This window comes from Brevibacillus sp. SIMBA_040 (assembly GCF_046535075.1).
In the GTDB taxonomy this organism is placed as follows: Bacteria; Bacillota; Bacilli; order Brevibacillales; family Brevibacillaceae; genus Brevibacillus.
Genome location: NZ_JAWRXI010000004.1, coordinates 182,338 through 209,055 on the forward strand (window position 1 = coordinate 182,338; position 26,718 = coordinate 209,055).

The 26,718-nt window shown below is 48.0% G+C and carries 23 protein-coding genes; 9 read left to right on the plus strand and 14 right to left on the minus strand.

Annotated elements, in window-relative coordinates; translation table 11 throughout:
• Positions 1–5: 5 nt before the first annotated feature.
• Complete coding sequence (locus SB752_RS08775; RefSeq protein ID WP_410715291.1) at positions 6–350, minus strand: DUF1360 domain-containing protein; 345 nt, start codon at positions 348–350, stop codon at positions 6–8.
• A 97-nt stretch (positions 351–447) separates the two neighbouring features.
• On the opposite strand from SB752_RS08775, the gene SB752_RS08780 reads away from it, so the two are divergent.
• The gene (locus tag SB752_RS08780) at positions 448–1,533 is read left to right on the plus strand and encodes a peptidoglycan-binding protein (protein ID WP_410715292.1); all 1,086 of its coding nucleotides are present in this window, start codon (positions 448–450) and stop codon (positions 1,531–1,533) included.
• Between the two features lie 82 nt (positions 1,534–1,615).
• Here SB752_RS08780 and SB752_RS08785 read toward each other — a convergent pair whose 3' ends face one another.
• Complete coding sequence (locus SB752_RS08785) at positions 1,616–3,169, minus strand: hypothetical protein (RefSeq protein WP_410715293.1); 1,554 nt, start codon at positions 3,167–3,169, stop codon at positions 1,616–1,618.
• A gap of 143 nt (positions 3,170–3,312) precedes the next feature.
• Here SB752_RS08785 and SB752_RS08790 point away from each other — a divergent pair, with 143 nt between their 5' ends.
• The 5 genes from SB752_RS08790 (at position 3,313) to SB752_RS08810 (ending at position 9,977) form a co-directional block, all read left to right on the plus strand.
• Positions 3,313–4,197, plus strand: a complete 885-nt coding sequence (locus SB752_RS08790) for a glycosyltransferase family 2 protein (RefSeq protein WP_410715294.1) — start codon at positions 3,313–3,315, stop codon at positions 4,195–4,197.
• A 106-nt stretch (positions 4,198–4,303) separates the two neighbouring features.
• Entirely contained in the window at positions 4,304–5,509 is a 1,206-nt protein-coding gene (locus SB752_RS08795) for a BMQ_0737 family morphogenetic spore coat protein (RefSeq protein WP_410715295.1), read from the plus strand.
• 150 nt (positions 5,510–5,659) lie between these two features.
• Positions 5,660–9,301, plus strand: coding sequence for a hypothetical protein (locus SB752_RS08800; RefSeq protein WP_410715296.1), 3,642 nt, complete (start codon positions 5,660–5,662; stop codon positions 9,299–9,301).
• Between the two features lie 81 nt (positions 9,302–9,382).
• The gene (locus SB752_RS08805; protein ID WP_410715297.1) at positions 9,383–9,565 is read left to right on the plus strand and encodes a hypothetical protein; all 183 of its coding nucleotides are present in this window, start codon (positions 9,383–9,385) and stop codon (positions 9,563–9,565) included.
• A 37-nt stretch (positions 9,566–9,602) separates the two neighbouring features.
• Positions 9,603–9,977 (plus strand): M67 family metallopeptidase, encoded by a 375-nt coding sequence (locus SB752_RS08810; protein WP_410715457.1) that lies wholly within the window; start codon positions 9,603–9,605, stop codon positions 9,975–9,977.
• Between the two features lie 148 nt (positions 9,978–10,125).
• Here SB752_RS08810 and SB752_RS08815 read toward each other — a convergent pair whose 3' ends face one another.
• The 10 genes from SB752_RS08815 to SB752_RS08860 all read right to left on the minus strand — a co-directional run bounded on the left by SB752_RS08815 (position 10,126) and on the right by SB752_RS08860 (position 18,879).
• A complete protein-coding gene (locus tag SB752_RS08815) occupies positions 10,126–10,428 on the minus strand; it encodes a hypothetical protein (RefSeq protein WP_410715470.1) in 303 nt (100 codons plus the stop codon).
• Complete coding sequence (locus SB752_RS08820; RefSeq protein WP_103110764.1) at positions 10,313–10,609, minus strand: ferredoxin family protein; 297 nt, start codon at positions 10,607–10,609, stop codon at positions 10,313–10,315. Before SB752_RS08820 ends, SB752_RS08815 begins: the two co-directional genes overlap by 116 nt.
• Positions 10,609–11,904, minus strand: coding sequence for an FAD-dependent oxidoreductase (locus SB752_RS08825; protein ID WP_410715298.1), 1,296 nt, complete (start codon positions 11,902–11,904; stop codon positions 10,609–10,611). Before SB752_RS08825 ends, SB752_RS08820 begins: the two co-directional genes overlap by 1 nt.
• Positions 11,897–12,919: an electron transfer flavoprotein subunit alpha/FixB family protein gene (locus tag SB752_RS08830; protein ID WP_410715299.1), complete on the minus strand. Its 1,023-nt coding sequence runs from the start codon at positions 12,917–12,919 to the stop codon at positions 11,897–11,899. The genes SB752_RS08825 and SB752_RS08830 overlap by 8 nt, the downstream gene beginning before the upstream one ends.
• Positions 12,916–13,746 (minus strand): electron transfer flavoprotein subunit beta/FixA family protein, encoded by an 831-nt coding sequence (locus SB752_RS08835; protein ID WP_410715300.1) that lies wholly within the window; start codon positions 13,744–13,746, stop codon positions 12,916–12,918. The genes SB752_RS08830 and SB752_RS08835 overlap by 4 nt, the downstream gene beginning before the upstream one ends.
• A gap of 215 nt (positions 13,747–13,961) precedes the next feature.
• Positions 13,962–15,089: a GerAB/ArcD/ProY family transporter gene (locus SB752_RS08840; RefSeq protein WP_410715301.1), complete on the minus strand. Its 1,128-nt coding sequence runs from the start codon at positions 15,087–15,089 to the stop codon at positions 13,962–13,964.
• Positions 15,090–15,103: 14 nt separating this feature from the next.
• The gene (locus SB752_RS08845; RefSeq protein ID WP_410715302.1) at positions 15,104–15,337 is read right to left on the minus strand and encodes a hypothetical protein; all 234 of its coding nucleotides are present in this window, start codon (positions 15,335–15,337) and stop codon (positions 15,104–15,106) included.
• Positions 15,338–15,344: 7 nt separating this feature from the next.
• Positions 15,345–16,541, minus strand: a complete 1,197-nt coding sequence (locus SB752_RS08850) for a Ger(x)C family spore germination protein (RefSeq protein WP_410715303.1) — start codon at positions 16,539–16,541, stop codon at positions 15,345–15,347.
• Positions 16,542–16,577: 36 nt separating this feature from the next.
• Positions 16,578–18,167 carry a spore germination protein gene (locus tag SB752_RS08855; RefSeq protein ID WP_410715458.1) on the minus strand — a complete coding sequence of 530 codons (1,590 nt, stop codon included), beginning with the start codon at positions 18,165–18,167 and terminating at the stop codon, positions 16,578–16,580.
• 154 nt (positions 18,168–18,321) lie between these two features.
• Positions 18,322–18,879, minus strand: a complete 558-nt coding sequence (locus SB752_RS08860; RefSeq protein ID WP_410715304.1) for a bifunctional transcriptional activator/DNA repair enzyme AdaA — start codon at positions 18,877–18,879, stop codon at positions 18,322–18,324.
• Positions 18,880–19,067: 188 nt separating this feature from the next.
• On the opposite strand from SB752_RS08860, the gene SB752_RS08865 reads away from it, so the two are divergent.
• Positions 19,068–20,327 carry an MFS transporter gene (locus SB752_RS08865; protein ID WP_410715305.1) on the plus strand — a complete coding sequence of 420 codons (1,260 nt, stop codon included), beginning with the start codon at positions 19,068–19,070 and terminating at the stop codon, positions 20,325–20,327.
• Between the two features lie 68 nt (positions 20,328–20,395).
• On the opposite strand, the gene SB752_RS08870 is transcribed toward SB752_RS08865, so the two are convergent.
• Positions 20,396–22,657, minus strand: coding sequence for an immune inhibitor A domain-containing protein (locus tag SB752_RS08870; protein WP_410715306.1), 2,262 nt, complete (start codon positions 22,655–22,657; stop codon positions 20,396–20,398).
• Positions 22,658–23,083: 426 nt separating this feature from the next.
• Here SB752_RS08870 and SB752_RS08875 point away from each other — a divergent pair, with 426 nt between their 5' ends.
• Positions 23,084–23,842, plus strand: a complete 759-nt coding sequence (locus SB752_RS08875; RefSeq protein WP_410715307.1) for a TrmB family transcriptional regulator — start codon at positions 23,084–23,086, stop codon at positions 23,840–23,842.
• 133 nt (positions 23,843–23,975) lie between these two features.
• Entirely contained in the window at positions 23,976–25,163 is a 1,188-nt protein-coding gene (locus SB752_RS08880) for an MFS transporter (RefSeq protein WP_410715308.1), read from the plus strand.
• Positions 25,164–25,224: 61 nt separating this feature from the next.
• On the opposite strand, the gene SB752_RS08885 is transcribed toward SB752_RS08880, so the two are convergent.
• Positions 25,225–26,478: an ATP-binding protein gene (locus tag SB752_RS08885; protein ID WP_410715309.1), complete on the minus strand. Its 1,254-nt coding sequence runs from the start codon at positions 26,476–26,478 to the stop codon at positions 25,225–25,227.
• Between the last annotated feature and the right edge of the window lie 240 nt (positions 26,479–26,718).

The window sequence follows — 26,718 nt, forward strand, 5'->3', positions numbered from 1 at the left end:
TGTCATCACATATACAGCCTCGTTTCGATTACAGCCGCCGCTCCCGCTATCGCCAAAATAAGCAGGACCGGATAGGCGGCTGGTACATACATGTACAGCGCAACAATGAGCACTCCGATCCAAATCCCGACACACCAATGGCAGCTAAGTAGCTTTCCGATCCATTGGCGCACCGCTCCCCCTTTGAATTGGAAATCACGAACGACTTGACCCGACGAATCGGTGACATACGTGACCTTTATAAAGGGCTCGCGCAAAAAAGAAGTAATCTCATCAAAGACGATCAGATGGGTAAGTCGAAAGCTTGCCAGCACAAGGATAACCATGTCGATCCAGGAGAGATCAAACACCTCTTCTCCACCTCTTTCCAATATTTTGAGCTTTTTTATTCCACTGGCATTTTAGTACCATTACAAGGAGCGACAAACCAGAGAAAGGCGTGATGACATGAATCGCAGCATGAAGAAGATTGCCGCTATCCTTTCCCTGTCCGTCTCCGTCACCATGATCGGACAACCTGCCTTTGCGAAATCGACTTTTACCCCTTTGAAAAAAGGGATGAATAACGCACGGGTTTTAGAAGTGGAAAAGATGCTCGATGCTTTGAAATTTGATCACAAATTAAAGGTAGACAAACTCTATAACAGCTACACTGCCTACAACGTCAAGCAGTTCCAAAAGAAGTACAAGCTAAAGCAAACAGGGATTGTAAACAAAGCCACGTACGATAAAATGAAAACGGCTTATGTTTCCCTGAACAAAAAGCCGCAAACAAAGCCGCAAACAAAACCGGAAACTCCGTCAAAACCAGCCGATCAAACGGGAACACTGAAACTCGGATCTAGCGGAGAGGGAGTCAAAGAGCTTCAAAAAATGCTTGCTGCCCTCGGCTATAAAATAACAGTGAATGGCACGTATGATGATTCCACTCGTTTTAATGTGATGCTATTCCAGTCGCGGAACAAGCAGACCTTGACTGGCGAAGCAGACGCAAAAACGTACAGTGCGATCCAGACGCAATACAAGAATAACAATGGGCAAACGAAGCCTGATCCATTGCCACCTGTTACTCCTTCCAATCCTGATCAGCCGCAAAAGCCTGGCACAGGAACAGGAACGGTAAATCCAAGCGTTCCGTTGCCTTCTGAATTGACTGCTGACGAAAAGGAAATGGTCCAGCTCGTGAACAAGGAGCGTGCCAACAGCGGACTTTCGCCGTATCAGGTCGACATGCAATTAGTGAAAGTAGCACGTGTGAAGGCACAGGAGATGGTCGATAAAGGGTACTTCAGCCACACCTCTCCTACGTATGGCTCGCCGTTTCAAATGATGGAAAGCTTTGGCATCAACTACCGAGCTGCTGCTGAAAACATTGCTCAGAATCCATCCGTAAGTGGCGCTCATCAAATGTTTATGAATTCTTCGGGACACAAAGCCAATATTATGAGCTCTGCGTATGATTACGTGGGGATTGCTGTAGTGAACGGCGGCCCACACGGAAAAACATTCGTGCAGATGTTCCTGAAAAAATAGCCTCGGAACGTAAAAGCCATCATTTCGATGGAAATGGTGGCTTTTTTTCTCCGATTCAATAAGTCCCTCACGGATTTACTTGCTAAAACGAGACGGCAATGCGGTTATTCGCGGAAAATTGAACCTCCTGATCGTTACAAACCACGACCCCTTCCACGATCACAGCCTTCCCTGCATCCTGCTTCAAAAATGAGATTTGAAAGTTTTGAAAAGACTCGGTGGCTTTGGGAGCAATGCTTACAGGTGCGATCGGAGCAATCCAGTACTCTCCTCGCTCCATCGCCTGAGTAAACCAGTCATCCTCTAAATATCTCCAGCCCTTTAGTCCGTTCATTCCTTGTACGGCCATTGTTTCAACCAGCTTGGGAGGAAGGATTTGACCACCCATTTTAATGGAGTCTGCCGGGGTCACCCTCAAACAAATAATTGGGTTGTACAACTCCTCTGTTCCCGTGTTTTTTACCTGGAGGGTACCAATTAACAAATACGGCTTCTCCTCTGAATCTGAATGAATCAGTGTATAGTCAAAAAACACTTCAGCCTCTAGCCTTGTTTCTATTTCTATCGGTTGAACTAAATCGGTTTGTAATGGGTGTTCGAGCTGTATGGGCTGTTCGACCTCGACCGTTTCGGCTGTTTCAACCGCTTCTTGTACAACCTCCACTACAGAGACTGCTTGGATCGGTTCCACTGGCTGTGTGCCAACGTCCCTTGATTCCATTTCTCCATATGGCGCTTGCTCATACTCGAGTTCCGGCTCGTTTTCATTATCTGCATGGAGATCTGCTTCATCATTCGAATCAGCTTCCTCCACTATTTCCTCTGCCACCTCTGCTTCCGGCTCGATAAACTGCCCATACTCTTCTTGCAGCTCCAGCTCTTCGGAATCTTCTCTCTCATCCTCTACTCCACTAGCCAGTGGCTGTGCCAATTGTTTTTCGAGGTCTGTTTGCTCATGTGCTATCTGCGTGTTTGCCAGTACACTCCCAAAAAACACCCGCAACAGATTTGGTGGCAAATACGCCAGTGGTTGAATCTGCATGCCTTCCTGCAAGTAGCCGAGGATACCGGAAGCCAAATAAAAGGCAATCTTTTCACCGTACGCCTTTCGCTTGAAAATTTCAGTATGCTTCGGAATCTGGAGCTGTAAATGAACGATCGCACTAGTCGGCTTAGCCTCTTTCCCACCTTTTACGTGGCACGGAATTCCGGTCTGCTTCAATTCGGCTTGCAGGCATCTAATCAGCTCTCGACGCTTTTCATCCTCTGCCTGGAACAGTACCAGTCTCGGTTTTTCCAGCAGACGCAGCTCCTTTATGCTGAAACGAATGGCAATATCCGTATTTTTCGCAAGAGCAACATTGTTTTGAGCCAGCACTACTTCCATTCCATAATCGGAAACAAACTTTTGCACACGCCCAAGCACATCCCACTCGTACGATGTCTCGGTCGTGCTCTTCCCTGTGAAGAGTACGCAAACCTTTCCCTTTAAGCCTGAATCCAGATCGATCCGTCTGTTCTTCGAATCCCACTTTAATTGAAACCCATTTTGCTTGCAGAACAATCGAAAAGCAGGCAGAGCCGCGTACGGCATGGTCCCACCACGCTGCCCGCTGTAATATACCTCCACATCCATCCCGCTCACTCCTTCACGGCACTCACATACTTATATCCGTCAACATTGTATGAATGCCCAGTGTTTTAAGTGAGCAATTTTGCCCTACTGCGTTCCACAGAACTGCGCGCAGCATACCATGGCATCAAGAAAGGAGTGGTCATATGTCCGCCGAACAAACGCCATTGATCTCGATTATCATTCCTGTAAAAAACGAAGGAGACAATGTGCGCTCCACGATAACTTCCCTTTTTAATACACGAACCAATTATTCATATGAAGTGATCGTGGTGGATGATGCATCTACCGATAACTGCTGTTACTTTTTACAGCATCAAATGAAAACACCCCAAATCAAGCTGATTACAACCGAGGGAATCGGGGCGGCAGCAGCACGAAATTTGGGCGCCGATCATGCGCAGGGCACCTACCTCGTATTTTGCGATGCTCACCTGACATTCGAGAACTTTTGGATTGACCGGATGCTGGAGCTGATTCTAAGCAAAAAAGCAGATGGGGTAGCTCCTGGAATCGCCTCGATGACAGAGCCGCACAAAATTGGCTACGGGCAAAAGCTGGACCAAAAGCTCGGGGTCGTCTGGAATCCAAATCCTCACCGCCCTTCTCCTGTAGCCATTTTGCCGGGGGGTTGTTTTATTGTGTCCAAAGAGGTTTTTACCAAAGTAGGCGGGTTTGATCGCGGCTTTCGCGTTTGGGGATTTGAAGATATCGAATTCTCCATAAAAATGTGGCTGTTCGGTTATACGTGTTTTGTTCAACCATCTGTTAAAATACTGCATCTGTTCAGACAATCACATCCATACACCGTCGTCCATGAGCACGTGTATTACAACATGCTGCGCATGGCCTATAGTCATTTTAGCGAGGCTCGGATTGAAGCGAGCAAAAAGCTCATCGTCTATGCTCAATCCGAAGAAATTGAGGATGAAGTACTCACTTTTGGCGGTGCAACGCAGCGTCTGCGCTATCTTTCGCAAAGGAAGTTTGACGACAACTGGTTCTTCCAGCGGTTTCAAATTCCCTTTTAACGCTACTCCTACCTAAAAATGGGCATTCGTTGACAAGCAAATTTCCCATTGCCCACATAGTATGTAACTGCAAAGCAAATCCCCTAGGAAAGGAAGGATTCTTACGGTGAACCATATCGTGAAGCCCATTATGGGTCGCCAGCTCCCTACACCGACGCCAACCGCAACTCCTCCTATATCCAATAACCTGCAGGAAGAGTGCATTCGCGTCAACAAGGTGTACGACTGGGTTGTTCTCGCTAACAGCTACCGGAACAAGATTGCCATTCCCGACGATTGTCGAGCACTGGTAGACGCAGCTATTCGTGCCGGGCAAGATATCAGCTTTTCCTGCGTAGAGCCTGTTACACCTGCACCTACTTGCAGTGTTGTAGGGATTCGTCGTGAAACCATCGTTGTTGGTGGAACCACTGTTCGCGTAGGTGTCGTTCATTTCGTCTTCAGTGCAACTGTTCAGCTGACTGTATTTGCAGATGGCACTCCTCTCTGCACCTTTACTACGACTGTTCAGTTTGACCAAGAAGTCGTACTGTGCCTGCCTGAACCACTTGATGAGGACAACATCGTTTGCCGGATCAGCGCCATTGAGTGCAATCCGACTGGAAGCGTCCTGCTTGGTGGAATGGTTCAACTGGATGTCATTGTTTGCGTCGAAATCCAGGTAGAAGCAGAAGTCAAACTGGAAGTACTGGCTAAATTCTGCTCGCCACGTCCAAACACCATCCCTGTACCATCGCCGACTCCTTCTTTCCGTTGCCCACCAATCGTATTCCCGCCACAATGCCCACCAATCTTCCCAGTACGCAACTGCGATTGTCAGGCGTCCGTCAACGCTTTGGTACCGAACGTTTCCATATCCCTCGGTATTCCACTTACACTCGCAATCGGTACTATCCAGCTCATCGCAGATATCTGCCCAAGCTGCGATCCGTCCAGCAGCTCGTTTACCTTTAACTTCTTTGACAATGTTTTGCCAGATATTCCTGCAGGCGATCAAAGCTTCAGCTTCTCGCCTACTTCGATCAGTTCTCCTACGTGCATTACCGTCCTTCCAGGTCTCGCTATTTTGACAGGACTGTCAGTAACCGGAACGGGTGTCAGAACATTCACTTCCTCCGGTGCACAAGATACGTTGACCTACTCGCTCACGCTGGCTGAAACAGGTCTCGGCCTGCCAGACATCATCATCCTGACGCTCACCGATCAAAGTGGCGTTCTCGTCTTCACTGCTACGATCACAGTCGTACCGGACGAACAATTACTCGTTCGCGATTGCATCACCTTCGGAGATATCGTTATTACCACCCCTTAATCCGCATACAGCAAGCTGTTTTCCAACGGGAGAAGAACCATGGCTTCTCCCGTTTCTCTTTTCCCTGTCCAATTCCGGGATACATGCACCCTTCCCTATCCGTTACATATGACTATTAGGAAAGCCATACGTCATAAGGAGGACAACACTGTGCTAAAGAAAAAGACCTCCAGCACGAGCAAAGGGAAAACGGGAAATGAAAAGCTCCTTTTGCTAAAAAAGCAAGCGTATTACTACGAGGAAAAAGCTACCCAATTCAGTATGATGGCCCAAGAGCTGAATGAACAATTGGATACGTATCGAGCAAGAGAACAGACACAAAACGAACTAATAGAAGAGCTCCGCTCCACTGTATCCGAGCTGAAGAGCAAGGAACATCATTGGATGGAAACACTAGACCGTACGCAAGCCGTGATCAGTGAATGGGAGAAAAAGGTTGAGCAGCAAAAAAGCCTGCTCGAGCAACGTGAAAAAACCATCGCTTCGTACAAAGAGCGCGAGGCCAAATGGAAAGATGCGATCGATGATTTAAAAGAAGAATTGAAAGAAGAAAAAAAGCTGAAAAAGTCCGAAGAAGCGTTGAGTGCAAAGCAGCAAGCCGAGTTTTTGAGCCAGCAGGAACAGCTTGAAGCAAGCTTGCGACAAGTGAGAGAACAGCTCGAACGCGAGAGGGAAGACTATCGCAAACGGCTCTGCGAGTCCGATCAAAGTCTCCAGCACAAGGATTCGGTCATCTCCAGCTACCAAGCACAGGAATCGGACTGGAACACTGACCTCAAATCGCTCCGTCATCAACTGAGCGAATACGCACAAAAAGAAAAACAATGGAATGAAGCCTATACAGAGCTGCAGCAGCACCTGGAATCCATCCCGCCTGCCGAAGAATATTGGAGCAAGCTGTTGCAGGATGCCACCCAACGCCTGGAGGACGCGAAGCAAAAAGAATCCGTCTTGATCCAGCTCGTGACTGATCAGGAAGGAATCATTGCCGAATTAGAGGAAGCACACGAAGCCAACAAAAATAAAGATCTTCTAATGGAAGAATTGCAACAAAAGCTCGGGGAAACTGATACACAATTGACTGAGGTGTATCATCAGCTAAGTGCTGCACAGCAAAAAGAGACTCTCTATATCCAGGAGCGAAGCGAACTGGAAGAAGTCATCAAGCAATCGGCACAACAAGAGGAAAAATGGAAAAAAGCGGCCGAAGTGAGCAACGAAGAGCTGGAAAGCATTCGAATTACTGAAAGAAATCTCACCATTCAATTAGATGAGGCAAACCAAAAGCTTGAGCTTGCGAGGCATGACTTGCACCAGACTCTTCAAAATAATCATCAAGAGCTTGAAAATGTACGTACCGCAGAGCAAAGCCTTGCCACACAGCTAGCTGAAACAACGAGACTGTTTGAGCTCGCTCAGAAGGAATGGAATGAAACGCTGCAAGCTCGTGACCAGGAATTGGATCACCTGCGCACAACCGAGCTATGCCTGACAGAGCAGCTTGTCAAAACACGTATTTCCGAGCAAAGCCTCATGGCACAGCTTACTAAGGCCAATGAGAAGCTCGCACTTGCTCAGGAGAGTTGGGACGCCGATCTCCGCATCCGTGATCAAGAGCTGGAGAATCTACGTGCTCTGGAAGAAAGCCTGACTACCCAGCTTGCCGAAGCCAATGAGAAGCTTGAACTCGCTCAGCAAAATTGGGACGCTGAACTCCAGATTCGTAATCAAGAGCTGGAGGATTTGCGCGACCTGGTACAAAGCTTGACTGCTCAGCTGGCCGAGGCTAACGAGAAGCTCGTACTTGCTCAACAGGATTGGGACGCGACCCTTCATACTCGTGACCAAGAACTGGATGATCTGAGCGACTTGGTACAAAGCCTGACAGTAAAGCTGACTGAGGCTAACGAGAAGCTCGCGCTTGCTCAGGAGGATTGGGACGCTGCGCTTCATACCCGTGACCAAGAACTGGATGACCTTCGCGATTTGGTACAAAGCCTGACAGCAAAGCTGACTGAGGCTAACGAGAAGCTCGCGCTTGCTCAGGAGGATTGGGAGACTTCTTTCCAAGCCTATAATCAAGAACTAGAAGCCTTCCGAACCTCCGAGCAGTCTCTCACGGAACAACTGGCCGAAGCCAACGAGAAATTCGAACTGGCTCAGCAGGAGTGGAACGCCGCTCTCGAAGCTCGGGACCAACAGCTAGAAGACGTTCGCAGCTCCGAGCAAACTCTGACCGAACAGCTAGCCGAAGCCAACGAGAAATTCGAACTGGCTCAGCAGGAATGGGACGCTACTCTCCAAGCACACAATCAAGAGCTAGAAGACGCTCGTGACCTTGAGCAAACTCTGACCGAACAGCTAGCCGAAGCCAATGAGAAATTCGAACTGGCTCAGCAGGAATGGACCGCCGCTCTCAAAGCTCGGGACCAACAGCTAGAAGACGTTCGCAGCGCCGAGCAAACTCTGACCGAACAGCTAGCCGAAGCCAACGAGAAATTCGAACTGGCTCAGCAGGAGTGGGACGCTACTCTCCAAGCACACAATCAAGAACTAGAAGACGCTCGTGACCTTGAGCAAACTCTGACCGAACAGCTTGCCGAAGCCAACGAGAAATTCGAACTGGCTCAGCAGGAGTGGAACGCCGCTCTCGAAGCTCGGGACCAACAGCTAGAAGACGTTCGCATCGCCGAGCAAACTCTGACCGAACAGCTGGCCGAAGCCAACGAGAAATTGGAACTGGCTCAGCAGGAGTGGGACGCTACTCTCCAAGCACACAATCAAGAGCTAGAAGACGCTCGTGACCTTGAGCAAACTCTGACTGAGCAGCTTGCCGAAGCCAACGAGAAATTCGAACTGGCTCAGCAGGAGTGGGACGCTACTCTCCAAGCGCACAATCAAGAGCTAGAAGACGCTCGTGACCTTGAGCAAACTCTGACCGAACAGCTTGCCGAAGCCAACGAGAAATTCGAACTGGCTCAGCAGGAGTGGAACGCCGCTCTCGAAGCTCGGGGCCAACAGCTAGAAGACGTTCGCATCGCCGAGCAAACTCTGACCGAACAGCTGGCCGAAGCCAACGAGAAATTGGAACTTGCTCAGCAGGAATGGAACGCCGCTCTCGAAGCTCGGAACCAACAGTTAGAAGACGCTCGTGCCCTCGAGCAAACTCTGACTGAACAACTTTCCGAAGCCAACGAGAAATTCGCGCTCGCTTATCAAACTTGGGAGACATCTCTCCATGCTCGCGACGAAGAGCTTGACAGTCTAAAACGACTGGAGAAGAGCTTGAATATACAGCTGGCTGAAGCAAAACAGAAAGCTGAAACGATTCAAGAACAATTATCTGGTGCCAACCAGAAAGTAACCCAGCTCGAACAACAGCTCAAAAATCTCGAACACGACACTCAAAAAGATGCACAGGAAGAAAAATGGAATCGATTGCTAGACCAAGCCAACAAACAAAGCGAGCTATACCAGCAGCAGCTAAAAGACAAGGAAAAAGAGCTTCAGCAAGTATCCGATCAGGAGCTAGTATTGAAAAAGACGGTTGCTGGACTCAAGAGTATGGTGAAGGACCTTCAGGAAAGGGAGGAGACTTACAGACAAGCTATTAAAAGCTACACTCAAAAGGAAGCACGCACAAATAAAACGCTCAGCCAATTCGCTGCTCCTCCACAATCAACGGGAAATGGTCCGGCTTCCTCCCCAATCAAAATGTCGCCATCCCCTCAAACTCCCTATCAGATGCCACCCTTTACACAAAACAAGAACACATTCAACCCATTCAAATGACAGGGATAATGTGCAAATGCCGTTCCCCCAAACTGGAATACTGAATACAACATATTACAGTTAAGAAAGGGGAGGAAGATCATGACACCAGAGCAACTCCGTGCGCTTTACAATCAGCGCCAGCAACGTCCCGTTCGACCCATGCAAAACCCGATGGGCATGCCCGCTTCACCTTTGCCAAAACAAAGCCCAGTAAACAACGTTAAACCACTGGCGCAACCCAAAACCAAAGGAGGCTGCTGCGGCAGGCGCTGGCAGGGCTAGTCATTTTCAAGGAGAACCGTTTCTTATAGCTCGCCCAATATGGGAAGAAATGGTTAGACATTGCAAGGAAGAGAGACCAAACGAAGCATGCGGATTGCTCTCGGGTAGAGACGGGAGAGCAGAAACCATCTGGCGAATGGAAAATACGGAAAAGAGCCCGGTCGCTTTTGCCATGGATACGCGACAACTTCAAAAGGTACTGCAAAAAATATCCTTAAAAGGCGAAGCATTAGTGGGTATTTATCACTCTCATCCTACTGCGCCGCCCATTCCATCTACAGAGGATATTGCCTATGCGTACTATCCAGAAGCAGCCTATCTGATCCTCTCTCTCTCCTCAAACCGACCTGAGCTTTGCTGCTATCGTATTTCGGGAAAGCAGGCATTCGTGCTTCCCTTTCAGCTCATATAGGTACGCGCGTCATAAGATAACCTCTATCGAGGCTTCCTCAAGGAGGAGCGACCGCGTTTAGCGGAAAGTTGTCATGCGCTCCGGAATTCATAAGTGTCACGCTAATCAATTCCTATACGTTAAAAGCCAAACCAAAAACAGCGGGAGCTTATTCCCGCTGTTCTGTCTTTTCCATCGATCCAAGACGCAGCCATTCTCTTTCTTCCCAGCTAACAAAGTCATCCTCCCACTTAATGTGGTATTTCTCTCCCTCTAATCCGATCACGATCCCCCTGGCTCCATCCTTTACGTACACGACCATATCCCCAATCTGTATCACATCGCATCGCGTCCCTTTACCCGAGTCTAAAGATGATGCCATGACCGCCTTTTGGGTATTCCCATTTAATATTTTCGTAAGGACACCCGATGCGACAGCTCCCACACTCGTGACAGCCCTCGTACCCCACATGCATCCTGACCTCTTCCCATTTGTACACTTCGGCTGGGCAAAAGATAGTGCATAGCTTATCCGGGCATTGCGATGCACAAACATCAGCACTTAACACATGCAGATGTGACTGCGTATCTGCTTTGAAGCGCACAAGATACTGCTTTTCTTCAATCGACTGCCCTTTTGGTAGTTCCTGCATCACTTCATCACCCTCCACGCATTCATCAGATCGCGTGCCATTTTCCATTTGTCTTTGGCAGAACCGAGATCTTGCCAGATTTTTTTCTGCTTGCTCCACTTGGAGGTTCCATCAATCGTAAACATTTGGCTGGCTGCCTTGTTCATCATAGGGATATACTTCTCGAAATATTGCGGGTATTTTTCGAAGTGATGAGTAGCGTCCTTGTATTTTTTCAAATCCTGCCCGACGAAGCTATCTAAAAGCTTCACCCTATACGAATCAAGCATTTTTTCTGAGTAGTCCTCTGCCTCTCTCGCCTGCATAATCGTTTCGGCAGCGAGTACACCGGATGCCATCGCCATGTTTGAGCCTTCCCGATGAATAGCGTTGACCAGCTGCGCAGCATCCCCGATGACTATAACCCCGTTGCCTACAACCTTTGGCATGGAGCGATAGCCTCCCTCTGGTATGAGATGAGCCAAATACTCCTGCTGCTCACACCCTTGAATATAAGGACGGATCATCGGGTGATTCTTGACATAATCCAACAGCTCATAAGGCTTGAGCTTGTTTTTGATCAATCCTGACAGCATCGTCCCAACTCCGATATTCAGACTGTCCTTGTTCGTATACAGCCAGGCGGTACCCAATATGCCCTTTGTCGAATCACCGAATATCTCAATCGTACAGCCGTGATCGCCTTCCAGATTAAATCGGTCCTCAATAATTTTCCGATCGAGCTTGAGTACTTCCATGACGGCAAGCGCTACCTCGTCAGGACGAAATTCCTTGTGAAAGCCAAGTGATTTTCCCAACAAAGAGTTGACCCCATCCGCCAGAACAACGACATCAGCATAGACATCTCCATCAGGACGGTCTGTTCGAATCCCGACTACTTTTCCATTTTCCTGAATGCATTCCAATGCTACCGTCTCGTTGAGCAACAGGGCACCTTGCTGAACAGCTTTATCGGCAAACCATTGGTCAAACTTCGCGCGCAGGACGGTAAAGTTGTTATACGGCTCCTGTGCCCACTCCATTCCTTTGTAGCTAAAATTAAGCGCTGAGTCCTTATCGAGCATCATGAAGCGCTGCTCGACGATCGGACGTTCTACGGGAGCCTCCTTATAGAAACCTGGAATGATATCCTCCAACGTCTTACGGTACAAGACACCACCCATTACATTTTTGGAGCCAGGGTACTCTCCCCTTTCCATCAACAGGACGTTCACTCCTGCTTTTGCCAACGTGTATGCACAGGCTGTACCGGCCGGACCTGCTCCGACTACGATTACGTCAAATTTTTCAGCCATACGAAACCTCCTTGTCCGGCTCCTCTTGGAATGCTTCCATCAACATCGGAATGATTTCAAAGGCATCCCCAACAATCCCATAGTGGCATGATTGGAAAATCAGTGCGTCCGGGTCCTTATTGATGGCGATAATTAATCCGGAATTGCGCATGCCGACCAGATGCTGAATCGCACCGGATATACCAATGGCGAAGTAAATTTTCGGCGTGACCGTCACTCCTGTCTGTCCTACCTGATGCTCATGATCGATCCATCCGGCTTCCACGGCGTCTCTGCTGGCCCCTACCGTCGCTCCGATTTTTACAGCAAAGCGGTGAATCAACGCAAAGCCTTCCTTGCTTCCCAATCCTTTGCCACCTGCTACGATCACATCTGCTTCATCAAGCCGCACTTTTTCTTTTGTCTCACGAACGATTTTCAGTACCTTTGTTCGAATATCTTCTTCATTCAGGCTTATATGCTCGTCGATAATTTCTCCCGTTCGCGTCTCGTCCGGCTCAAGCGCTTTCATGACTTTTGGGCGTACAGTCGCCATCTGTGGCCGATGCTTCTTGCATAAAATCGTAGCCATAATATTTCCGCCAAAAGCAGGACGGCTCGCTTCGAGAAGCCCTGTCTCAGCGTTGACATCGAGCATCGTCGTATCTGCCGTCAATCCCGTCTCCAAATCGGTCGCTACAGCACTCGCCAAATCTTTTCCAGTAGATGTCGCCCCGTACAAAATGATTTCAGGCTTATGCTTCTCGACGCACTCGATCACTGCACGCATATACGATTCCGTCCGATAATCACTGAATATCCGGTTATCGTACACATAAACCTGATCGGCTCCGTACGGAAAAAGAGCTTCGGCAAGCGGACGAATGCCTTTTCCAATCATGAGACCAGCGAGCGGAACTCCCCGCTTATCTGCCATCTGTCGTCCTGCACCCAACAGCTCCAGAGAGACAGGTGCGATCTGACCGTCGCGCACTTCTACATACACCCATATGCCCCTATACTCATCCAGATTCATACTTGCCCCTCCTTCACCCGAAACAATCCCCTTTTTTCTCGCAAAATGTCCATCAGGTTTGTCACCTGTTCTTGGGAAGATCCCTGTAGCATTTCGCCGCCCTTTGGCTTTTCCGGCGGCCATACCTTTGCCACGATCGTAGGTGAGCCTTTTAATCCGAGCAGGGTTCGATCAATATCTCCCAAATCGTTAACAGACCAGACAATCGGATTATACCGGGCTGCTCGCAGCATATTGGGCAGCGGCGAGTATGGGACTTCATTTATTTCTTTTTCAACAGAAAACAGGCAGGGCAAGGATGACTGGATGACCTCGTAGCCATCCTCGAGCTTGCGATGAACGATTGCGTAGCCTTGCTCTTTATTGACTTCCACTACCTTTTTCACGCTGGTCAGCGGTGGAATGTCCAATCGTCTGGCGATACCCGGACCTACCTGGCCTGTATCCCCGTCAATCGTCATTTTTCCACAGATGACCAGATCCACTGGTTGTGTCTCCGCGATTTTTTTGATTGCCATGGTGATTGCGTAGCTGGTAGCCAACGTGTCGGCTCCTGCAAACGCCCGATCCGTGACCAGGTATCCTTCGTCCGCTCCGATCTCCACGCATTTTCTGATTGCCTTTACAGCAGGTGGAGGTCCCATCGTAACAACAGAGACGATGCCCCCATATCTCTGCTTGAGACGGACAGCCTCCTCAACTGCATGAGCATCGTATGGATTGAGGATTGCAGGTGCGCTCGCTCGGTCCATCGTGTTGGTTTTCGGATTCATTTTGATGATCTTGGTGTCCGGCACCTGTTTGATACAAGCAACTATGTGCAGCATAAATCATCCCCCTCTGCTGCCGGGCGCGTGATGGATGGTCCTAAGCAAAAGGTTGTCTCTTTTTCGCGCGATGCTTCAGGCAGCTTGTCGTTCATTGTTATAACGTATTGCATTTTCGGGAGGGTTAGACCAGTAAACCGAGACGTTCACGCCGCACAGCAACAAAAAAATCCCTGCCTCCACAGGGATTTCAGCTGTTTTTGTCTATCCGTTACTCACTCTCTTGTTTCGAGCCCTTGGCTTTGTGATTCATTTCCTTTCTTTCTGAATGCATTTATTCCGAGCAGCAGCAAGGGGAGAAGCAGTCCGTAGGTAGCGACGTACGGTATCCACTCACCCTTATTATATTCTTCTGAATGGACAACATTGGGGTGGACGATCTGTGACAGAGCAATCATGAGAATCCCTAGTGGGAGTACGAGAAACCGAGAGTCTTTCAGATTCAGTGACTGCGCAAGTCCTATGACCGAAGCATAGAAATAGCAGGACACTCTGAAAAAAATCGTAATAAACCACATACCTGCCATTACAATCTCAATACGCTGCAAAAAGTTTCCCACGTTGATCTTTTTTGCTAACGCATAGCTGGGATACGTTTGTCTTGCAGTTGTTTCCGCACCAAGGACGAGTATCGCGAGTGTGATGATGATGATTAGCACGGCTCCGCCAATAAACGCGCCGGATAGAAAAGCTTTACGAGCTTCCTTGAGGCGATTGACGGACGCTGGAAAAATCATGAGCAAGGCAACAGGAGATAACGAATAAACACTGGTAAAAAAAATAACGGCCTTGAGCAAAACGTTCATATCGGTTTCCAGTACCGGTTGAATATTTTCCCATTTAATCTGCGGTGAAACAAAAATCGCTAATATGATAAAAAGGACAATAAACAATGGAAACAACATTTCCGCTGAGCGAGCCAGTGTCTCAATCCCTAAACGAACTCCCATGAGAACGATGCATGCAAAAATAATGTTGATCGATTCAATCGGCGTCTCCGGCATGATTTGGGTAGTCATAAAATTTCCTACAAAATATAGCAGTTCTGACGCAGTGACTAGATTGAAGAAGACAAAGGTGATCGAAACGGTCTTTCCGATCCATTTTCCGAGCATGAGCTCATTCATTTCAACCAGAGTCTTCGTAGGAAAGCGACTGCCTAGCGCACAGTACAATCCGGTAATCAGCAATCCTACACCAACACCCAATACAGCCGCGAGCCAAGCATCTTGCTTTGCCATACCAGCAAGACCAGCCGGAATTATCAAGATGGGGGTGCCGATCGAAAAGAGAGCTACTAAAATGCCGAATTGACGAACACTGATTTTCGTTTCAGTAACCATGTCTCTGCCCACCTTTACTTCAATGCATTATCTAACATCTCGCTAGCTGGTCTGTATAATTGAATAATCCAATCGATCGGATTCGGAAGCATCACATGCATACTATGCGCGATACTTATGCCCACACCAAGCACCAGGAGAAACGAAAAAATCCATAGTTCCTTCCTTTGACGTTTTTTCATAAGGGAAGGCACCTCGATCATTATGACAAGAAATGCTACGATCACTATTCCCAAGACTGCCACCATGGCACTTTTACTCCTTTATTTTATTGAGAAAGGAATCGCTGATTGTCCCGAGCCTTCTGATTTTGACGTCAACGTTGATCTTGACAGCTAGATCCAGGAATCGTTTATTCCAATCCTTCTTGGCTTTTTTCCAATATTCCGGATTACTCCGATGAATGGCCTGACCAAATCCAAAGACATCGCTTTGCAGCTGCTTCGCCTTGCTCACCGCACGCTCGGCGTTGTTTTTCATGACCTGCTCCACTCTTTTCTCCAAGTCATAGATGGATTTTGTTTTGGTGAGATCCACCTCACATTCAACATCTGCTACATTCGCCTCCGTTTGAACAGAAATCTCAACTTCCGGTTTTTCTCCAGATACCTTCCCTTTTACTTTTGTTTCGGAACGAATAATCTCCACACCCATTTTTCCACCTTTTGGACATGCGATTTCTATGACACTACTGTTCAATCTGTCCGTTAAATCGCTAAATCCTTTACTTTCATCCTCGTTCAACCAACCAATCAGCTTATCTTTTCGAAACACAGCGATGCCCTCATACTGGAGATTGGAGGGGGGCTCAATGGCTTCGACGTTCTGCCTCCCCTTGCTCGCTTGCAGATCGCCCTGAATACGTATACCAGTCATCACTGCCTGCTTGCCCTCGCTCACGAGATCAGTGAGCAGTTCATCTAATTGGATAGAAACCGTTGGTGCCCATGCCTTTTCGGATACCTCTAAAGATGTATACAATTTGGTTGCCGGAATTTTTTCCAGAGGAGTTAAGACGCCCAAAACGTCTTTGGCACGTGATCCTTTTGACACCACCATATAAAAATCGGTGCGAATTTCATGATCTCGTGAAAATAAGTCCAGGATTTTTCCAACTCCATCTCTGGCTACCTCTTCACTGATCACGAAGATTCGAAGATGTGCAAAATATAGTTTACGGGGAGTTACTGTGGTCATTCTGCGGATCGCCTCAAACACTGTGTCCCCTTTCGCGTGGTACATCGTGACAGGAGCACGGCCACTGGTCGCTTTCTGAGCCGCTACCTCCCCAGGATCAGCGACCTGTACGGACAAATGAACTTTGTTATCGATTTTGTCAACGCCTATGGCCGTAACAATGGCTAGATCGTTTAATTCCCGGCGGCTCCAGCAGCCTGTCGTAAACAACAGTAGAGCTAGAAATACGAGAAACAGGACCGCTGGTCGTCTCACGGTTCATCCTCCTTTTCAGTCTTTCATGTTCCTCTTTTATGTTCTTGGCTTTGGCTTTTGGCTAGGACCGTTGTTTGCTCGCCTTATGTTATTTTGATTGATGAGGCGAGGACGCGAAAACATCGCCCATTGAGGCAATCTGAATATGGCATCCTTCTGGTCTTTCAGAATCAGCGGAGCAAAAGGACTCATGTAAGGCACTCCAAACGAGCGCAGACTGCACATGTGAAGGACCAGTGCGATAACCCCGACAATAATTCCAAACACCCCAAAAGTAGCTGCAAGGACAATAAAGGGAAATCGTAGCATCCGAATGGAATTAGCCAAGCTGTACGATGGGAAAACAAAACTGGCAATGGCTGTGATCGACACAACAATGACCATCGCTGCTGAAATGATCCCTGCATTTACAGCCGCTTGACCGATAACGAGTGTGCCGACGATGGATACCGCTGGTCCTATCGTTCGCGGCATGCGGAGTCCCGCCTCCCTCAGAATTTCAAAGGCTACCTCCATCATGATTGCTTCGATGAAGGCCGGGAAGGGAATCCCTTCGCGTTGAGCCGCCAAGCTGACTAGAAGCTGCGTGGGCAGCATTTCCTGATGGAACGTCGTAATGGCTACATACATCGACGGACTGAACAGAGCAATAAAAAAACCGACGTAGCGCAGAATGCGTATCAGGCTGCTGACATCCGCACGATGATAATAATCCTCTGCTGCATGCAAAAAAGACACAAACAATGCCGGAACGACAAGAACAAATGGCGTTCCGTCCACGAGGATCGCCACTTTTCCCTCCAAAAGCTCTGCCGCGATTACATCCGGGCGTTCTGTATTGTAGATGGTTGGGAACGGCGAGTAATTATCGTCTTGAATGAGTTCTTCGATATAACCACTTTCCAAAATACCATCGATATCGATTCGGTCGAGACGCAAGCGAACCTCTTCGACTACTTTTTCATTGACAATACCTTTTATGTACATGAGGGCTACATCTGTTTTGGTTACTCGTCCAATTGCTCTCGTTTCCAGCCACAAATTCGGATCTTTGATTTTTCGACGAATCAACGAGGTATTCGTTCGTAATGTTTCTGAAAATGCCTCGCGAGGCCCACGAATCACAGATTCCGCAGAAGGCTCGCCTACCCCGCGATCTTTCCAGCCTTGTGTATTGACGGCGATTCCTTCTGTGTGACCGTCTAGCAAAATAATCGTCTCACCGGACAAAAGGGAGTGATATAGGTCTTCAAAGCTGTGAATCTCCTTGACATCACCTATCGTCAAGACATATTCCTTCAAAATGTGGACCACGTCATGTGTGGAGTTAAGTAACTGCTCTACCTCCGTGATCCGGCTATTCAGGATCACCGACTCCATGATAAAATCCGTGATCACATTTTTATCTACCAAACCGTCTGTGTACAAAATCCCCATCACGTTTTCGCCAGTTTTTCCTACACGGATTTCTCGGAAAATGATGTCCGTACTGTTGCCGAGATCACTTTTGATCTTTTGAATATTTTCTTTAAGGCCCAATAGCAGCGGTGTCTGCTCAGTCTTAGGCGTAGCCGCTGCAGGCCTTCTGCTAATTTTGGCGGACGAAGAACGTTTCCAAAAGTCCATAAATTTCATGACGAGCTCCCTCTGGTAAGCGATGCCAATCTAGTATTTTAGTATGCTCATAAGGCGAGGGGTTTTAGACAACATGCCGGTCGCCCCAAAATAAAAACAGGTAGGGAGTTTTTCACTCCACTACCTGCCATACATTTTTCCAACATTATTTGACTTCTCTCATTTCCTGACTCCGATATTGTGTCGGCGTTTGCCCTGTCAGCTTGTGGAACACTTGCGCAAAATAAGCACTGGTCCGAAAGCCTACCTGCATCGCTATATCCGTCACACTGCTCGTCGTTTCGGTCAATAACTCTTTTGCCGCGTCCACCCGTTTCTGACTTAAATATTGAGTAGGTGAGCACAGCTTCAGCCGTGTGAACGAGCGCTGCAAATAGTACGGACTCACAAACAATCGTGATGCGATTTCTTGCAACGTAAGCGGCTCTTGATAGCATTTGTCGATCAATTGCTCTACCCGATTCGCCAGCTCTTCATCCGCCGGTCTCCAATGCTGCAGGTGGGGCTGACATCGCTTGCACGGACGCAGACCGATGCTCTCTGGCTCCGCCGTATTAGCGAAGATGCGTATATTTTCCTTTTTTGGCACTCTCGATTTGCAGGACGGACGGCAAAAGATGCCCGTTGTCAGCACACCGTACCAAAATTGCCCATCGTACGCATTGTCGCACGATACGATTGCTTGCCAGTATTCTTCGTTCATTTGCCATCCTTCCTCTCGCTTTTTTCTTTACCCAGTATAGCGTACGTTCCCTCGCATACGTAAGCTCCCCGGAATGAAAGAGCAACATTTTCGAATAAATGGGAGAGCAAGATCGAGAAAGACGTCAATCCCTCCATCTCCTATGCTAAAAAGTGTCAACGATTCAACTTAGCAGGGAGGACAAGATCATGTTTCAGAAAAATGATAGTAGACGACACCACAAGGATTTTCGCACTTTTTGGCTCAGCCATACAGCTACACAATTCGGCACGCAAGTAGCATTGTTGGGGCTACCTCTCGTTGCGTCGCTCTCTCTTGCTGCTACCCCGCTCCAGATGGGCGTGCTTGGGGCCCTCGAATATGCTCCCTTCCTTATCATCGGATTGTTCGCTGGCGTCTGGGTGGACAGATCTCGGAGGCGTCCCGTTTTGTTTCTCTCTAATATGGGGCGGGCTTTGGTTTTGGCGCTGATCCCCATCCTCTCTGTTATCGGCGTTTTACGCATGGAGTGGCTTTATACCATCGCTTTTCTGACCGGAGTCTGCACCGTATTTTTTGACATCGCCTATCAATCCTATCTCCCCACACTAGTCAGCAAAGAACAGCTCGTCGGGACGAACAGCATGCTGGAGGGAAGCCGCTCTGCCGCGCAAATGACTGGACCTGGGCTATCAGGAGCACTCATCCAAATGATCACTGCACCTATGGCGATGCTGGTGACATCACTTTCCTTTTTTCTTTCAGCCCTGTCCCTTAGCTTCATCAAGAAAGAAGAGGCTATGCCTGTGCGTCCTGACACACCGCGCAGTCTTTGGCAGGATATCCGCGAAGGTTTGCATCTCTCCTTCTCGGAACCATTGCTCTTTGGTGTCATACGATGCTCAGCGATCTTCAATTTCTCCTGGAATGTCATGTTCAGTGTATACGTCCTGTATGCCATCACCACGCTTCATATTTCTTCGGGTTGGCTTGGACTGGTTTATGGAGGGATGGGAGTCGGATTTTTCTTGGGTGCATTGCTCGTGCATAAAGCAATCCGGACTTTCGGGATGGGGCCCGTCATCGTCGGCTCGGCCATGATCGCTTCATGCGGGGGGCCTTTTGCTCCGTTGGCTATGGGGACTGGCAGCGCGGCCGTATTTCTTTTGATGCTGGGACAGTTTTTCTTTGGACTCGGCATGTCTATGTGGAGCATTAGTACCCTCAGCCTGCGTCAGGCGATCGTACCTGATCAGCTGCAGGGACGGGTCAATGCTACTGTGCGTTTTGTTGCTTGGGGAGCTTATCCACTCGGTTCGCTTGCTGGCGGTATCATTGGCGATAGGTACGGAATGCAGATCGCCTTGTTTGCTGGCGCTGCTGGTTTGATAATTGCTGCTCTCACATTATTCTTTACCCCTTTTTTAAAAAGCAAGGAAAAGACGATGAATGAGCTGCATCAGGGATAACGGCAGATCAGATAAAATAATAGGAGAAGGCGCCCATCAACCATATGTCGACTGGCGCCTTTACCGTTTTATTTTTTGACGGAAAACTCTACTGTTGCCTCCGTAAACTTTTTATTCACTTTTTTCAGCTTGATTTGCAAGCCGATTTTTTGCAGGATTTTGCCGACTTCCGGAACTTTTGGCATCGTATAGTCATCCTTGTCACTAAACTCAGTAATGCCTTTTAACGGCTTGTACTTCATCGTGCCAAAAATGTAATCGAGATCCATTCCGGACGTCTTGTTCGGGCTGAATGCCGCATCGTTTACTTGGTAACGCGCGTCGGCAATCATATCCTTGTTGTCCTCGTCATTGTTCCAGTATCGCACCTCCTGATGAGCATCTACAACCCCGAGCATACCATAGCCTGGATGCTGGCTAGTGTTATTGTCCTGCGTTTTGCCATAACGACCGTCATAATACCAGATCACCAAACCCGGATCGTAGGTGAAGAATGTGTCGTTGCGACGGAAGTATTTCAGCCCAGCGTCAACACCCTCATGCGAACGCAGCTCTACGAGATAGTAGGCGTCGTACATTTTACCTTCTCCATCAAAGTGATGAAAGCCATCCCGCTCAAACTTTGGCTCGCCTTCTGCATCATCGCTGAAGATTACCTCTCCGTCTCCTTCTATCTCAAAGTTGTCCAGATAGAAGCCAGCCATTGCCAATCCGCCGTCTGTTACATAATTAAATTCGATTTGGATCTTTTTCCCTGCAAAATCGTCCAGGCTGATTTCTTCCCTGTCCCAGCCTTTGGTTTCGTCGTCGTACTCTTCAATTTTCGTGGTAGTGCCTGCGTCCACATCAATCACGTTGACGTACAAATAGTCGTAGCCCGTTTCAATCGATCTCCAGGAATCAAAGCTCATGGAAGCAGAGCTGACACCAGTCAAATCGATTACTTCCGAAACCATTTTTGTGTTCAGGTTATCTCCTTCATCAGAGAAGTACGAGTATTCGCCGTCTTTTGGCTGAACAGGCGGCTGTTTCTCAACCTGCGGCATATTCACCTTGATGACTTTCCCCTCTTGTTCTATACTGCTGCCGTCTACAAGCTCTAACGTTTTTTTCTTTTTCTTCAAATCTTCATGATTCACGACCTGTGGTTCAATCCAATTGCCGCCGTACATTTGCTTGAGCATCATTTTCGACCACGGGTCAAAGCCTGTCGGTTGTGTTTGAAAGATTTTCCCTGTGTGACTGCCAGAAGACATCAGGGACCATGCTCCTACTGGTGAATCATGACCAGCATTCGTAGTGTCATACAAGTCCGGCAGCCCTAGATTATGTCCGTATTCATGAGCAAAAACGCCAGGTGCTCCATCCTCGGGCTGGATCATGTAGTCATACGCCACCAGATCCGTTCCCGGAATTTCTACGGGTTTTTTCAGTGTCCAGCGGTGGGACCAAATCGCGTCAGCATCTTCTCCTGTTTCTTCCCCGATTCCAGCATGTACGAGCATGAGGTTGTCCAGCATGCCATCGGGCTCCATCAGATCGCCATCGCCGTCCAGATCATACGGGTCGCGCTGGTCGTAATCTTCCTCATGTCCAGCAATTGCTTCGCCCACAGCCTCCAGCGTCTCTTCCACCAGATCTCGAGGCGCGGCGTCATCACCGTTGTCATTGTTGCTGCCATAGTGTTTATAATCTTTCTCTGCTGCTTGCCACGGAGTTACAACCCCGTCCACGGTCCATGTATTGCCGGATTGCTCATAGTAATACTTTGCCATCGTCGTCATCTCGGTGCCTTCTGGTGTTTTATAGCCCTTTTGATTAAACAGCATTTCTTTATAATGATTTTCGTCAAAATCCTTCGTCCACAACGAGTCACTCATCTTGGGCAATTGGTTATGCTCTCGATCCGGGAATTCGACTAACGCGATGACAATATTGTCCGTATGCACCTGCTTGGATGTCCGAGCTGCTTTGGCATCATCATCCAGCTTTGCGATCTTGTTCGAAGCTTTGGAGTGAGCCGCCGTTTGCGATTTGCGTGCTTTTTTCCCGAACGAAGTAGAGTCATCAATGCCATGCGGTACTTTTTTGTTTTTTAAGAAATCCTGAACAGCCTCGTCAACTTCTTCCTGGTCTGCATTCTCATCAATTATTCCTTGTTCAACCAGCGCATTCACCAGACGATCCACATTGATGGTGGATAAGTCCACATGCAAGGAATCTTTTTCTCCCTTCGATTTTGCCAGCCCTGCTGCCGGATGTACCACAAAGGTACCGAGTACTAACGAGGAGGAAAATAGGATGGATAAAAGCTTCTTGCTTTTCTTCACTGCGGTTCACCCTTTTTTGTAGTGAGATTTGCCGAATCGTTATACACAATAACGTTCCGACTATTCGCAATTATCACACGATAGGTTATCATTACCAAATTTATTTATTCGACAAAAAACTCTTCCTAGAGAGAATTTTTTCAATAAGCTTCTCGAACTAATTCGACAGGGACTTACTACAATGAGCCATTATCGTAGGAAAACTCTCCGCGATCCGGGAGCGTAACAGCATCAACATCACACTCACCGCTAATAGCCCTAAATGGGCTTGTCGAATCGTTACGAACGTTCGGGAATGATCCGGTCCTTAGAACTAGTACGGAATAGCTCCAATTGCCTCTCTTTGTTGTCCCATCTGTTGCAAAAACCACACATTACGGGTACCATCAAGAAAACATGACCGTGTATGGCTTGGAGGATTTTTTTATGCTACAATCGTTCGGTTTTTCCCTCTATGAGAGTAAGGTGTACGAAGCATTGGCTTCGAGCAGTGAACCTTTGGATGCTGCCATGGTAGTGAAGCACTCTGGTGTTCCCAAAGCCAAAATCTACGAAGTGCTAAATCGTCTAGTCGAAAAAGGAATGGTCCTCGATACGATTTCAGAGAAGAAGAAACGCTACACAGCCCTTCCGCTGGCCAGTCTCGTTGAAAAGCTGACGCAACAGTTTCAGTCAGATGTCAAACAGCTCACCTCCTCGCTCACCCAAAGAACTGTGCGGGATGACCGTGTGTGGAGCCTGAAGGTAGCTGATTCAATTCGGGCAGAGTGCAAGCAGTTGATTCATACCGCGACGCGTTCAATACGCATTTCCGCTTGGGAAGATGATTTTCAAGAGTTTGTACCGCTGCTTGAAGAAAAAGAACGCAATGGAGTGGAAATAGAAGCCTTGATCATCGGGCAAAATCATACACAGCTCTCGCACGTACACTCCTTTGTCCCAGCGAAGGAGCACGAAGGCTTGGAGCGGTATCAGCTGATCGTGATTGATCAGGAGGAGCTGATTTTTGCTGGTGAAGAGCAAAGCGGCTGGCAAGCGATTAAAACACGGGCTCAACCGTTTGTGAAGTTTTTTGCTGATTCTTTTTACCATGACGTTGCACTTACCAGGATCACGCAGAAGCATTTTGATTTACTGTTTGACGATGATGAAATCCGCAGCATGCTGATTCGCCTGCGTTATTAACCCTTTTTCAGCTCGCTCTGGCTATTTACGCCAGGGCCTTTTTTACGCATCCAGCATCATTTTCTAGTTGCGCATTTTCAAAAAGGTTACTATCATGGTAGTAACCTTTTTCACTAGAGAGGAGCTTTTTGTTTTGAACCCACGTGTTTTCATTCTGGCGATTGCTACCTTTGTCGTTGGAACGGTGGAGCTGATTATCGGCGGCACGCTCGACTTGATTGCCCAAGATTTACAAGTCTCTATCAGCTCAGCCGGACAACTGATCACGATTTTTTCACTCGCCTTTTCCATCTCGGCTCCGCTACTTCTGCACCTGACCAGACGAATAGAACGCAAGCCGTTGTACTTGTATGCCCTGGCCGTTTTTTTCCTTAGCAATGTGCTTGCTGCCTTAAGTCCTACTTATACCGTACTGATGGTGGCACGCATTCTTTCAGCGGCAAGCAGCGCGCTTCTCGTCGTCTTGTCCATTTCGATCGCAGCAAGCATTGTCGATCCGGCATACCGAGGACGGGCAATTGGAATCATTTTTATGGGGATCAGCGGATCACTCGTGCTAGGTGTCCCTGTAGGTCTAGCCCTGAGCAATGCTTTTGGCTGGCGAGCACCGTTTTGGTTGATTGCTGCCCTCAGCATTTTATCGATGCTGTTCCTGATCTATTTTTTGCCTAAAGTAAAGACACCGGAGCCTGTACCCTTGCGTGAGCAGTTCGCTATCCTGAAAAATGGGAAAATCATCAGTGCCCTGCTCGTCTCTTTGTTCATGCTGACCGGTCATTTGACGCTGTACGCATACTTCACCCCGTATCTGAAAACAACCATGGGCGTCGACGCGAGCATGCTCAGCCTCATCTATTTTGTCTTTGGCCTTGCAGCTGTCGCTGGAGGCGGAGCCGGAGGATGGTTTTCCGATAAATGGGGAGCAAAAAAGGCTATTCTTTGGATCGTTCCGCTTTTTGCTCTCGTGATGAGCGTTTTGCCATTCTTTACGAGCTCACTCCGCGTTTTTCTAGTCATCATGGTGATCTGGAGTGCGCTGAGCTGGGCAATCTCACCTGCACAACAAAACTATTTGATTTACTCTTCACCCACTGCGCCTGACCTTCCGCTGGGACTCAATACATCTGCCCTGCATCTTGGCATTGCCTTTGGCTCCATGGCAGGAGGAATGGTCGTAGAGCAGGCCTCGGTCACCTACACACCGTGGGTAGGAGCCTTGTTTGTTCTTCTTTCCTTTGGGTTCGCTATCTTTTCCATCACTCGTCCGCTCAAGCATGAGGCGGCAGAAACAAAGCAGTCCCTGTCAAACCAAACCGCCTAGTCTTATGAAAAATCATCCCAACAAAAAAAGCCGTTCGCAGGCGGCTTTTTCTTTTTGTTCGTTACTTCACAGGCAACTGAACAGTAAATCGGGTCACCCCCTGATTCGACTCCATTTCAATCGTTCCCTTGTGCTTATGCACCACGTCTTTTACGATGTACAATCCTGTACCTCGCTGAGTATTGTCTGATGATTTCTTAGTCGAGTACCCGTTCATGAAGAGCTGCTCCCTTTGCTCAGGTAAAATCTCCTGCCCGGTGTTCTCCACTACAAACACATACATCTTCTTTTCTTTGCGACAAGCAATGCTGATTCGTTTTTCGCCACTTGATAAAGCTGCGGCATCAATGGCATTGTCTATCAGGTTAGAAAGGATTTTGATTAAATCAATCGATGGAATTTGTTCAAATAGATCTGGACATTCTGCAAACTGCATCACAATTTTACGGGACTTTGCCTGCTCCCACTTCGTATGGAACAAGACCATCAAAGCAGGGTTCCCAATCCGTACCGTCAAGTCCAGCAGCTTGGTCTCTTTCATAAGCGATTGGACATAATCACGGGCTTTGTCGAAATAACCGCATTCAATCAGCCCGTATAACACCTGCATATGATTGACAAAGTCGTGACGAATCGAGCGCATCGAGGTAATTACAGAACGCAGCTCATCCTGGTATGTCTCCTCTGTTTCACCAATTGCTTTTTTGAGCTCTCGGCGATACCAGCATTGCCATCCCAAAATCACCAAAACAAGAACAATTACAAACAGTCCCTGAAAAATAAAGATTGGAATACTTCGGCGAACGACTTCACTGCCGATCCCATCCACCTGCTCCATATCCGTATCCACGGCGATGATGCCGATTACTTTGCCGTTGTGGTCATAAAGCGGCGCACCTGCCGACATGTAAACCCCATAGAGTGGGTCATGGATAATCTCCGAATAGTACGATTGTCCATTCTTAACATGGGTGATCTGCTCAGGATAAACATGACATGGGTCGCCAATTTCCGAACCCACGCTGGTCTCAGGAGGAAAGGCTCCGACCATGACTGTTGCCCCCTGATTATCCCCGTTAATTTGCAGCGTATATAAATGTAGAACGCCCAATTGCTCTCGCATCTCTTCTAGCTGTTGCTTGATTTGCCCATACGCTTTATTTTCTTGTACGGGATTAGCGAGAAAAGCCTGGTAAGCAGCGACATCCAATTTTTTGGCAACAGAAGTAGCCGCCTTCATGCTCTGGCCCGCAACCGAAAGGCGGACTGCTTGAATCGTATTGTAATAAGACGCTGCTATGCTAATACAGGTCATGATGAAAAAAAGAACTCCTGATATCAATAGGATGATCAGGACTCTTGGATTTTTATAATGAATCGTAGCCATTTTCTCTCCAACAAATTCTGACGTTTTTCGACACAATACCGTTCCTTTCCATTCTAGTCGAATACCTTTACTTATGTCTACTTCACTTCCTGCTACCACTCTTACCCGACATAAATAAGAAAACCTCTATCGAGGCTTCCTCAATGAGGAGCGACCGCGTTTTAGCGG